We start from the raw sequence: 11,785 nt of genomic DNA on the forward strand, positions 1-11,785 counted from the left end.
CAAATGAGATTTTTAGTCTTGACTATTGAAATTACTTGGTTAAGACTATTTTTTAATTTGAAAATAACGTATCATGAGCAAATATAAATTTACAAAATATGTTATAATGAATTAAGTAATATATTTAAGGTAAAAGGGAAATTAGAATTTGTGGAGGTGATCATTGTGAGAATTTTTGCTTTAGAGTTGAACAATGATATAAAAGGAATTCAAAATCGAAAACAATATATAGAATCTCTCATTGCAAAATTACCATCACCTGATTTGGTTGTTCTTCCAGAACTTGCAATTTGCAGTTATATGGCAAGTCAAGATATATGGCAATATGCTGATGACTGTGGAAAAGATACTGCCGTGTGGGCAACCGAAATATCACGTAAATATAATACATATATCGGTGTTGGTTATCTCGATAAAGAAAATGGAGATTATTATAATCGCTACATGATTGCTGGTCAGAAGGGTGTCTGTGGAACTGTTACAAAATCAGAGGGGGAAGCAGCTGTCTTCAAAAGAGGTTGGTTTGAAAATACTATTTCTACGCCATTTGGTAACGTTGGTATTGCAATATGCTATGATTCTAAACGTAAGCACTTTTATGAAAGTGTAAAGACAAAAGAATTATCACTTATTATTTTTCCACATGGATGTCCTGCCGACCCAAAGAAAAGCAAAGAAGAAATTGAAAACAACGATTTTTTCTGCACAACTTATATGAAAGCATTTGATATACCTGTGGTATATGTAAACAGCAAGGGAAAATTGGAATATATGCCAGGAATAATGGGACGAATGATGGCAGAAGCAGGATTTATGATGAATGGTAAATCGAAGATTTATGCTCCATCAGGAAAAAGTATTGAGGTTGATGTGGCTGAGGTCATAGCAATGGATATTTCTTTAAGTTCTAAGAAAATTAAAAATAATATTCACTTTTATGGAGATGACTTAGTGAAAGGAAATTGGCTGTTTCGTCAGTTTGTTCTAAAGCCTGATACAAAAGCAGGTATCAAAGAATACTATACAAATCGATAAATCCCAATTTGTAGGTGAGTTCAATTCTAAAAAAATTAATGTTTATTTTTATAAAAATTTGATATAATATAAATAAGAAAAGCTTAGTGTTGGTAGCACTAAGCAATCCTTAGAACATTTATTTTGTTTTAGGGCTATTGGATAAAATTTATTATATGAATTTAAGAGTTTAAAGCACTATTCTTGGTCGGATGGGTGCTTTTTCTCTTTGCCATTAAGTTCTATATGAATACCAAGAAATTTAATCTTGATAATTAACTTAGAAATAAAAAGATTATGTTTTAAAACTAACCTAATAATATAGATTGTAGCAAAACTTTTTATTATTAATTCTAGCATATCCAACACCACCCCCCTTAAGTTATGATTTAAATCACCAATAACCCAAGGTGGAAAAACCTCACTTCAAGATGTTACAGAGAACCGTATCATAAGCAAATGAGATAAATAGCCTTAACCAAACAATATCAATGGTTAAGGCTATTTATATAGTTAGAAGTAACGTATTATAAGCAATAGTATATTTATAAAATATGTTACAAAGAAATGTTCACGAAAATTCATTCGTTATTGCTACAGCACCTTATTATTTTATGTTAAGAAAGGTGGAGTCAGTGTATTGAATTTAGATATTGCTATATTGTAGTTAATAAAGACTATATAGACTTATAGTATATCTTCTAGGGTATATTTAGATAACTCATTAATAAAAGCTTGTAATGACTTAGAAAGAATTCTTTTAAGATTACAATCACTGGTCATTAGTGGGCAAAGCTTAGGGTTAGCCATACATTCAACTAAGTTTAGATTTTCTTCAGTTGCTACTAAAACTTTGCCAAGATTTATTTCACTTGGCTCTAAACCTAATTTTAATCCACCATTTCTACCTTTGGTTGATATGATATATCCTGTTTTAGCAAGCTTATGTATAACTTTTTTCATATGGTGTTCGGATACTTCTAGATACTTAGCAAGTTTATCCACTGTAGTAGTTTCATCTCTATTTCTAGCTAGATATATTAAGGATCTAAAAGCATAGTCTGTGAATTTAGATATTTGCATAGTTAATCTCCTTTAGAATTTGGATATATTATATTGAAATAAAAAAAATATATTTAATTTACAATTTTATATTTTATGATAAATTACTTTTATAAATCAAGGAAGAGTTACAAATGAGTAAATATGCATTTATATTATTATTTTATTTTTTCAAATAAAATGTGTATTTAAATTGCACATTTTAAAATGTTATGTTATATTAAATGTACAAAGTAATAATAATTATTAAGTAATATAAATTTAATATTAGAAAACAAAAGATTAAAGGAGAGAAAAGATATGTTAGATCAAAAAACAATTGAAATAGTTAAAAGCACAGTACCGGCGTTAAAGGAGCATGGTGTAGAAATTACAAAAACTTTCTATAAAAATATGTTTGAAAATAATCCAGAAGTTAAGAGATTATTCAATATGGATAGACAAGCTTCAGGAGAGCAACCAAAGGCGTTAGCTATGACAATATTAGCAGCTGCTCAGAATATAGATAACTTAGAAGTTTTATTACCAGCAGTAAAGAAAATAGGAGAAAGACACTGTGATGTTCAAATTAAAGAAGAACATTATCCAATAGTTGGAGCTAACCTTTTAGTAGCAATCAAAGAAGTTTTAGGTGATGCAGCGACAGATGAGGTTATTGATGCCTGGGGTAAAGCTTATGAAGTGATAGCTAAAATATTTATAGATGTTGAAAAAGAAATCTACGAATCAAGAAATAAATAATATATAATAAATGTGTATAGCTAGACTCATGTTAATCTCAGATAGAGTGCTTCTCTTAGTCTAAAATCGTTAAATCTACTATTATGCTATAAGCGTACTTAATTTAATGTTATGTATATTTTTAAAACTATTATGAGTTATACAGTTTCTGAATATGTATTAATTGTATCATGTTATTAAGATGCGGACAATATAGAAAATGGTAGATATCTTACTGGGTATTTGAGTCTTTTTAAATTGGTTAAAGCTCTGTTGATATCTCAAATTTACTTCGCATTTTCAAATATACTTCTGTTTACGAGTTTGTTAGTAAATAATTTGATAGGAATTTTATAATTTCTTTTAAAATTAAATTGCACAGGTAGCTTTGTTGTTATACAATCTTGTATTGTGTTAAATTTTAAACGGATGAAAAAGGAATGAAAAGAAATGAGGTATAAATATAGAGCAATTATAAGTGTATGTGTAACTTTATATATGTTTCTATTTATATGTGATATAGATGATGTTTTTGGTGATATAGATAATAATGATGATGAAATAAATGTGTTAGTAATTAGTTCGTATTATGGATATAGTAAATGGGAAAAAGGGGTCTTAGAAGGATTTACTGATTCAGATGAATTAGGGGTTAATTTGATAAATGTTTCGCTATATTTTGATGGAATTGAGGGTATAGCCGAAAAGACTTATGTGGATAGCGTAAATAAAATGATTCAAGAAAAGTATGGCGAAAAGTATATAGATTGTATAGTGACTTTGGATGATGAATCATTTATGTTTGCCAGAGCCAATCTGTTTAATGAAAATTCTGTTATGTATAAAAAACCTATAGTTTTTTTAGGTGTAAATTTTGATATGAATCTAAGTGAAGATGAAAAGCAGTATATAAGCGGAATTATAGATGATACAGATGAAGTAGGGGCTATCAATTTGATTTTGGATTCTGATAAACATATCGAGAATATTTATTTAGTTGCAGGCGAAAGTAAGTATGCTGAAGCTATGGCTTCGAAGATGCCTTTCTTTAGAAAGTTTGCTAATAGAGATTATGAGTTTGAAATAATTCAGGATTCAAGACTAGGGAATGTAGAAGAACGACTTAAAGATATATCAGATGAAGATTCTGCAATTCTTTTAGTTGGTAAGTTTGTTGATGATGTTGGAGTCATCATGGAATCTAAGAGTGTTATATCAAGCATACAATCGAAAAGTGATGTGCCAATATATTCTACAGCGCAAGCTTATATTGAAGGTGGTGCAATTGGGGGAGTAGTAGGGAACCCATATAAATCAGGTAAAGTATTGGCTGAGATGGTGGATTCAGTATTAAGTCACGGGGATATACATGTAAGTGTTAATCCTGACAATAAATTAAGTGTTCCAATTGTTAATTTTCGTGCGCTTAGAGAATATGGTATTAATCCGTTGTTATTGCCTAAAGATAGTGTTGTTATGAATAAGCGAAGCTATGAGTTGATGGTGCCTCTTTATATCCAAAATATACTATGGATTTCAGCGGCATTAATTATAATGGTTTTATTTTATATGATATATAGACATATTAGAGATATGCGGTATGCAAAATATATCATTGATGAAGCTATGTATAGAGAGAAGGTAAGAAGTGATTTTATAGTTGCTATTTCTCATGAATTTAGAACTCCTATAAATGTAATATCTAGTTGTCTTAAGCTTTTAGAGGTAACTGTGGATAGAGGTAATTATGAAAAGGAATATATTCTTGAAAAATTCAGTCTTATGAAGAAAAATTCAAATAGATTATTGAAGCAAGTTAATAATCTTATAGATACTTCTGAATTAAACAATGGTTATTTGAACTTATCTTTAAATAATTATAATATTGTTGAGGTTGTAGAAGATAGTGTTGGTACGATTATAAATTTTGCGAAAAATAAAGGGATTGAAGTAGTATTTGATTCTGAGGAAGAGGAGATTATTCTTGCAATAGATAAAAATAAGATAGAGAGAGTAATTCTGAACTTATTATCTAATTCTGTGAAATATATTGGTGATGGTAGTAATATATTGGTGATGGTATCTATATCTAATGTAACTGAAGATGAAAGGTATGTTTCTGTATCTGTTAAAGATGATGGAATAGGTATATCTAAAGATATTGTAGATTTGGTTTTTCAACAGTTTAAAAGAGGCGATGTTGATAATGGTTTAATTAGGGAATGTGAAGGTTCTGGATTAGGGTTATATATTGTTCGACGTATAGTTGAGCTTCATAACGGAGAGATAAATATTATAAGTGAAGTTGGTAAAGGAACTGAGGTTATTTTCAAATTACCTTTATATACTATTGAGGGCGATAGTAGTGGAGTTTTGGCTACAGATATGTCTTCAGTGGATTACAAAGCTGATATTGAATTCTCGGACTTAAATTAAGTTAAATGAAATATTTATTTTTATGAGTTTTTTGTTAGTTTTGTAGGAATTTAAATTGGTTTTTGTAATATATAAAGTGGATATGTGCTAGAGTATTGAATTTTACCAGGCGGTTTTAGCAAAATAGTTATATAACTGCATTTATGAAAAAGCTTCTCAGCTGGTAAAAATTTTGATAAACCTTTATGAATACAGCTTTTATGTCGATAGTTATTTTAGACGAACGTGAGAGATACTGTGGTTGAACAATAACATGTGATGTTTTTAAATGCAACTTTATAATTTTCATATTCTTTAGTATTTTGCGTTGAACAATAACATGTGATGTTTTTAAATTTTGTAAATTTTAATGTGCCTAATAATTCAATAGTGTTGAACAATAACATGTGATGTTTTTAAATTTGTTGTCCCTAATTCTTCGAATAAATAGCCATGCCGTTGAACAATAACATGTGATGTTTTTAAATCCTCACTTTTTGCATAAAAAAAGAACTAGTAAAAACGTTGAACAATAACATGTGATGTTTTTAAATGTAGAATTAGATAAGTTCTAACTCTACTGAATAATAGTTGAACAATAACATGTGATGTTTTTAAATATGGTAAGGATATAAACTTCTTAATCGTAGCTAGGTTGAACAATAACATGTGATGTTTTTAAATTCTTGATGATAAGTGGCAAGAGGTTGAACCTCCTACGTTGAACAATAACATGTGATGTTTTTAAATTTTAATGATGGAGTTAAGTAGTGGAGCGACTATTGTTGAACAATAACATGTGATGTTTTTAAATACTACAGGATGTTCAAGTTGTAGTAGGATGGCTACGTTGAACAATAACATGTGATGTTTTTAAATTTACACCAGAAGCAGTGGCACAATATAGCGGTTCTGGTTGAACAATAACATGTGATGTTTTTAAATTAAAGTGGATTATGTGGTAAATTATATTTTTTATGGTTGAACAATAACATGTGATGTTTTTAAATAAACTATAATAACTATTATCTCCTTGCCAACTCTCGTTGAACAATAACATGTGATGTTTTTAAATTAATCACTTAATTTATCTTTTGCAGTTGCTACAGTTGTTGAACAATAACATGTGATGTTTTTAAATTTAACAAGGTTTTTCATTTCCTCATATTGGAAAAGGGTTGAACAATAACATGTGATGTTTTTAAATTATTGGAAAAGGTAATCCATGTTTAGTTTATCACTGTTGAACAATAACATGTGATGTTTTTAAATCATCTACTTTTACTAAAATATCTAACAGTAGTTTTAGTTGAACAATAACATAAGATGTTTTAATGTAACATTTTAAAAGACCATAAGGTCTTTTTCTTTTTGATTATCGGTTAAAGTAAATAAGTTAAGGACACCTTCTAAGTTACGTTTATCAAGAGTAAATATTAAAACATTGAGTTAATCCAATATGTTTAATATAATACATATGTATAATATGTAAGTGCTTTTTTAATGTTATAAAAGACTATGAAATCTTATATAAAGGCTGAATTGAATAGACCTATTGGTCTAGCCTTTACAACGATTTATAGTCTTTTTTATTTTGCTTTTAGGCACAAACATATTAAACTAACTATACTTATATCTTTTACTCTAATTAGTTATTGTAATGCATATAAAAATATACCGTATTAGTAGTTAAATTAAACTATCTATACGGTATATTTAATACTATATTTAAATTAACGTGAGTCTAGTTTTTATTTTTAAGAAGTTTTAAAACCTAATACCAATACGGAGAAAGGGATTAGAGATAATTGAATTTACAAAATATGTTACAATGAAAAGAGTAAATAAGTTTTAAGTGAAAAATAAATTGGGAAGATATTGAAGATGCACATTGATTATTTGGCAAATTGGTCAATGGAAAGCCTATTTTACATAATGTAAAATTTTTTTTGCTGTTATGTAAAGGGTATTTGATAGATATTGATCAATAAATATCCAATAATACTTATGAAGGAGGAGAAAGGTTTGTATGAGTATAGGAGAGAAAATCAATGATCTTCGTAAGAAGAATAATCTTAGTCAAGACCAGTTTGCAGAATTGTTTAATGTCACTAGACAAACTGTTTCAAATTGGGAAAATGGAAAGAGCTATCCTGATCTAGAAATGACTCTAAAAATAAGTAATAAGTTTCGAATTTCTGTAGATGAGTTATTGCAAAATAATGAGACAATTGTGAGAAAAATTAATTCAGAGAAGAAAGAAAAGAGCAATTTATTGATTCTGCTTGGAATATTATTTTTTGCAGTTATTGTATTTGTATTTTGTTTTTATATAAAATATGAAGAAAAGAATGAGATATCATTTGAGATGAATAAAAGTAAAACTTATCATACACAAGAAACAAATAGGTCATTTTTGGATGCCGGAGTAGGATATTTTACATTGATTAAAGATGGAAAAGTAGATATAAAAGCAATAGGAGATACGGACGATGGAGAGTTACATATTGTAATTACAGATGATAAAAATAAAAAGATTTATTATCAAATAGATGGAGAGGAAATAGAAGATTCTCAATCTGTATACTTTAACAGTGGCTCCTATATGATTCAAGTCACAGCTGATGATTACACCGAAGATATTGTTAGCCTCACGTATCATGTAAAGGTTAATAATTAAAAAATAATATAAATCGTTGGCGAAAAAGAATATGAACAAAAAAATATTAAGCGGTAGTACCATTAAGATTATAGCAGTTATAACAATGTGTATTGACCATTTTGGACAGGTAGTATTAAAAAATGGAGTTGTAATGAATGCACCTTATAAATTTTTTAGTGATGCACAATTTTCAGCGCTTCTAAGTATAGTGGATTTGTGTCATATGTTGGGAAGAGTTGCATTTCCTCTGTTTTGTTATTTACTTGTTGAAGGATTTATTCATACACATAATCTGAGAAGATATATCCTTAATCTTGGATTATTTGCCATAGTTTCAGAGCCTATATACGATTTAACTTTTTATGGGAGTGTTTTTAGTAGTGAAGGTCAGAATGTTTTATTTACATTATTAATTGGGATTTTGACGCTTACTTGCATAAAAAAATTGAATGATAACATTTGGGTTGCAATATTTTTCAATTTTATAAGTGGTTCAGTAGCATATATTTTAAACTTAGATGGCTGGTATTATGGGGCTATCATGATTACAGTAATGTATATGTTTAGAAGACATAAATTTATGAAATATTTATTGACCGCTGTAGTTATGTATTTGTGTGAACTTGATTATTCTTTGAAAGGTCTTTTAGATCCATATTTCTGGATGGCATTACTTTCATTGTTTATAATGGTATTATACAATGGGCAGCGAGGTATGAAAATAAAATATTTTTTCTATATTTTTTATCCAGGGCACCTACTATTTTTATATGTTTTGACTACATTTATTATTGTGCCACAGTTATAATGAAGATGAGCCTGAATAGATTCACTAAAGGAGGAATATATTATGTTATATGTAATTTATATCTTAGCAGGAATTGGGGCAGGGATTGTAACAGGGCTTGCAGGTCTTTCTGCAGCAGTAGTTATTACAACTTTACTTGTCAGTATATGTGGCTGGAAGAGTTATGATGCTGTAACGGTAGCTCTTGCAGCGGATGTTCTTGCTAGTTTACTTACCGCATACACATATTATAAAAATAAAAATATTGATTTGAAGAATGGAATGCTTGTTACAATTACAGCTTTTATAGGAACTATCATTGGTAGCTATAGTGGATTTCTTTTCTCACAATCACAACCAGATGGGTTAGGCTACATTTCTATGTTAACTACAATATTTCTAGGTATAAAGTTTTTAGTAAAACCTATTGAAGAAGGTTATGATGCAGATTCTGGTTCAGAACAAATAAGTAAGAAAAAAATTATTTTGGCAATGTTTTTTGGTTGTGGTATAGGTTGGATTTGTGGTTTTACTGGAAGTGGTGGAGGTATTTTGATGCTTACAGTATTTACATTACTTCTTGGATATAATTTAAAAGTCGCTGTCGGTACAAGCACTATGATTATGACTCTAGTTGCTTTAACTGGTACTATAAGTCATTTTTATATGGGAGCGACAATACAACTTATCCCGATGTTATTAGTTATAATCTTTTGTGTTAGTGCTGCTTATTTTAGTGCAAAATTTGCAAATAAATGTGAGATTAAAAAGTTAAATAAAGTTGTAGGTACATGCCTTGGAATCCTTGGGGTTATAACTATTTTAATAAAATTAATATAACTTATGTTTTACTTAAAATAGTACTTATGATTCATAGTTTTATAAAAGGATGTCCGAATATCATATCCCTCTGGTGAAAATGTAAATAGAGTGAATCAGATAGAAGAGAATAGAGAAAGATTAATGGAACAAATTAAAGCAAATATAGGACTGAAAAAAATAAATAGTATTTTTAAAATCTACGTCACGTACATTTTAATTTCAGAATAAAATTTTGAAAGAACCATTGCGTAAGTAAATAAATTTATGCAATGGTTCTTTCATTTATAAAAAAACAAGAAAAAACCTAGTAAGTTTATGGGATTAATAAAAAATTTTTCTGTTTAATATACTATTCCTATTGACATACTATGAATTTAGGAATATATTAGTACAAAATAGAAAATAAAGTAAATGGGGGCGATTATATGAAAATTAAGAAAGTAGTGAGTTTATTACTTGTGGCAATAATTGGGGGCACATTGTTAACAAGTTGTTCAGATGAAAATAAGAATAAAGATACTGTGGAAATAACAAATGTATCATATGATCCAACAAGAGAGTTATATGAAGCTTATAATAAAGAATTTCAAAAGTATTACAAGGACAAAACGAATAAAGATGTTGTTATAACTCAGTCTCATGGGGGATCAGGTAAACAAGCAAGGGCAGTTATAGAAGGTAATGAGGCAGATGTTGTAACTTTGGCTTTAGGTTATGATATTTCTGCAATAGAAAAAGCTGGATTAATAGAGAGCGGTTGGCAATCAAAATTTGATAAGAATAGTTCACCATATACTTCTACTATTGTTTTTCTAGTTCGTAAAGGTAATCCTAAGAATATAAATGATTGGGATGATTTAGTAAGAGAAGATGTCGGAATAATAACACCAAATCCTAAGACTTCTGGTGGTGCACGTTGGAATTACCTTGCAGCTTGGGCTTATAGTTATAAGAAAAACAATGGTGACGAAGAAAAAGTAAAGAAATATATGAAAGATCTATTTGGAAATGTATTAGTACTAGATTCTGGTGCAAGGGGAGCTACTACTACTTTTGTTGAAAATGGACAAGGAGATGTGCTATTAGCTTGGGAAAATGAAGCATATTTATCACTTAAGGAACATCCTGATGAATTTGAAATTGTTACACCAAGTATAAGTATGTTAGCAGAGCCTCCAGTAGCAGTAGTAGACGAAGTAGTTGATAAGAAAGGAACAAGAGAAGTTGCTACTGAATATTTAGAATATTTATATTCTGACATTGGACAAAGAATTGCAGGAGAGAATTATTATAGACCAACTAATGAAGAGATTGCCAAGGAGTTTTCTGATGTATTTAACTTAGATATGGAACTTATAAATATTGATGATAAGATTTTTGGCGGATGGGATAAAGCGCAAAAAGAACATTTTGATGATGGTGGTATTTTTGATGAAATATATGATGGCGAACAAGGTTAAGGAGTGAATGAAATGGGGAAGAGTAAGAAACGTGCAGTAATTCCAGGATATAAAGTATCTATGGGAGTAACAATAACATTTTTAAGCTTAATAGTATTAATTCCACTGGCTTCATTAGCTATTAATGCATCGGGAATGGGATTTAACAAATTCATTAGTACAGTAACGAACCCTAGAGTTATCGCAGCTTATAAAGTTAGTTTTTTATGTGCTTTTATAGCTACAATAGTAAATAGTTTTTTTGGAGTTATCATTGCGTGGACATTAGTGAGATATGACTTTAAGGGAAAGAGAATTATTGATGGACTAATAGAACTACCTTTTGCTCTTCCTACAGCAGTAGCAGGTATTGCTCTAACAACTCTTTATTCAGATAAAGGAATGATTGGAAAATATTTCGATGCTATAGGAATAAAGATTTCTTATACAAGAGTAGGAATAATAGCTGCAATGATTTTTATAGGTATACCTTTTGTTGTTAGATCAATTCAACCAGTGCTAGAAGGTATAGACAAACAATATGAAGAAGCTGCCACTATGTTAGGCGCTTCAAGAGTTCGTATATTTTTTAAAGTGATTTTTCCAGAAATATTACCAGCATTATTAACAGGGTTTGGATTAGCCTTTGCTAGAGCAGTTGGTGAGTATGGAAGTGTTGTGTTTATATCAGGAAATATGCCATTTAAAACAGAAATAGCACCATTACTTATTATGAGTAAATTAGAACAATATGATTATACTGGTGCCAATGCCATTGCATTAGTAATGCTTGTAATATCATTCCTAATATTATTTTTAATTAATTCAATTCAAGTTTATACAAATAAATTTGTAAAGGAATAG

10 protein-coding genes and 1 CRISPR repeat array are annotated in these 11,785 nt (G+C 29.1%); of the genes, 8 read left to right on the plus strand and 2 right to left on the minus strand.

Annotated features, from left to right (window positions below):
• Positions 1–165: 165 nt before the first annotated feature.
• Entirely contained in the window at positions 166–1,035 is an 870-nt protein-coding gene (locus CM240_RS13745) for a carbon-nitrogen hydrolase family protein (RefSeq protein WP_044040085.1), read from the plus strand.
• Between the two features lie 177 nt (positions 1,036–1,212).
• Here CM240_RS13745 and CM240_RS17795 read toward each other — a convergent pair whose 3' ends face one another.
• Together CM240_RS17795 and CM240_RS13755 are read right to left on the minus strand one after the other, a co-directional pair.
• The gene (locus CM240_RS17795; protein ID WP_044040086.1) at positions 1,213–1,380 is read right to left on the minus strand and encodes a hypothetical protein; all 168 of its coding nucleotides are present in this window, start codon (positions 1,378–1,380) and stop codon (positions 1,213–1,215) included.
• Between the two features lie 321 nt (positions 1,381–1,701).
• Positions 1,702–2,097 (minus strand): RrF2 family transcriptional regulator, encoded by a 396-nt coding sequence (locus tag CM240_RS13755; RefSeq protein ID WP_044040087.1) that lies wholly within the window; start codon positions 2,095–2,097, stop codon positions 1,702–1,704.
• A gap of 279 nt (positions 2,098–2,376) precedes the next feature.
• On the opposite strand from CM240_RS13755, the gene CM240_RS13760 reads away from it, so the two are divergent.
• The 7 genes from CM240_RS13760 to cysT all read left to right on the plus strand — a co-directional run bounded on the left by CM240_RS13760 (position 2,377) and on the right by cysT (position 11,785).
• Positions 2,377–2,817: a globin domain-containing protein gene (locus CM240_RS13760; RefSeq protein WP_044040088.1), complete on the plus strand. Its 441-nt coding sequence runs from the start codon at positions 2,377–2,379 to the stop codon at positions 2,815–2,817.
• A 429-nt stretch (positions 2,818–3,246) separates the two neighbouring features.
• Positions 3,247–5,232, plus strand: coding sequence for a sensor histidine kinase (locus tag CM240_RS16975; protein ID WP_051483868.1), 1,986 nt, complete (start codon positions 3,247–3,249; stop codon positions 5,230–5,232).
• A gap of 240 nt (positions 5,233–5,472) precedes the next feature.
• A CRISPR array of direct repeats spans positions 5,473–6,549; the repeat unit is 30 nt; unit sequence GTTGAACAATAACATGTGATGTTTTTAAAT.
• Positions 6,550–7,240: 691 nt separating this feature from the next.
• Positions 7,241–7,891: a helix-turn-helix domain-containing protein gene (locus tag CM240_RS13770; protein WP_044040089.1), complete on the plus strand. Its 651-nt coding sequence runs from the start codon at positions 7,241–7,243 to the stop codon at positions 7,889–7,891.
• 31 nt (positions 7,892–7,922) lie between these two features.
• On the plus strand, positions 7,923–8,681 hold the full coding sequence (locus CM240_RS13775; protein WP_044040090.1) for a TraX family protein: 759 nt from the start codon (positions 7,923–7,925) through the stop codon (positions 8,679–8,681).
• 42 nt (positions 8,682–8,723) lie between these two features.
• The gene (locus CM240_RS13780; RefSeq protein WP_197537950.1) at positions 8,724–9,500 is read left to right on the plus strand and encodes a sulfite exporter TauE/SafE family protein; all 777 of its coding nucleotides are present in this window, start codon (positions 8,724–8,726) and stop codon (positions 9,498–9,500) included.
• Between the two features lie 407 nt (positions 9,501–9,907).
• Positions 9,908–10,942, plus strand: a complete 1,035-nt coding sequence (locus tag CM240_RS13785; RefSeq protein ID WP_044040092.1) for a sulfate ABC transporter substrate-binding protein — start codon at positions 9,908–9,910, stop codon at positions 10,940–10,942.
• 12 nt (positions 10,943–10,954) lie between these two features.
• A complete protein-coding gene (gene cysT / locus CM240_RS13790) occupies positions 10,955–11,785 on the plus strand; it encodes a sulfate ABC transporter permease subunit CysT (protein ID WP_044040093.1) in 831 nt (276 codons plus the stop codon).

Source organism: Clostridium bornimense (assembly GCF_000577895.1).
Taxonomy (GTDB): domain Bacteria; phylum Bacillota; class Clostridia; order Clostridiales; family Clostridiaceae; genus Clostridium_AN; species Clostridium_AN bornimense.

Bases quoted from the DNA above. Each gene is read 5' to 3' on its own strand.
- CM240_RS13755 (WP_044040087.1), bottom strand. From the start codon at position 2,097: ATGCAAATATCTAAATTCACAGACTATGCTTTTAGATCCTTAATATAT.
- CM240_RS13760 (WP_044040088.1), top strand. From the start codon at position 2,377: ATGTTAGATCAAAAAACAATTGAAATAGTTAAAAGCACAGTACCGGCG.
- CM240_RS16975 (WP_051483868.1), top strand. From the start codon at position 3,247: ATGAGGTATAAATATAGAGCAATTATAAGTGTATGTGTAACTTTATAT.
- CM240_RS13770 (WP_044040089.1), top strand. From the start codon at position 7,241: ATGAGTATAGGAGAGAAAATCAATGATCTTCGTAAGAAGAATAATCTT.
- CM240_RS13775 (WP_044040090.1), top strand. From the start codon at position 7,923: ATGAACAAAAAAATATTAAGCGGTAGTACCATTAAGATTATAGCAGTT.
- CM240_RS13780 (WP_197537950.1), top strand. From the start codon at position 8,724: ATGTTATATGTAATTTATATCTTAGCAGGAATTGGGGCAGGGATTGTA.
- CM240_RS13785 (WP_044040092.1), top strand. From the start codon at position 9,908: ATGAAAATTAAGAAAGTAGTGAGTTTATTACTTGTGGCAATAATTGGG.
- cysT (WP_044040093.1), top strand. From the start codon at position 10,955: ATGGGGAAGAGTAAGAAACGTGCAGTAATTCCAGGATATAAAGTATCT.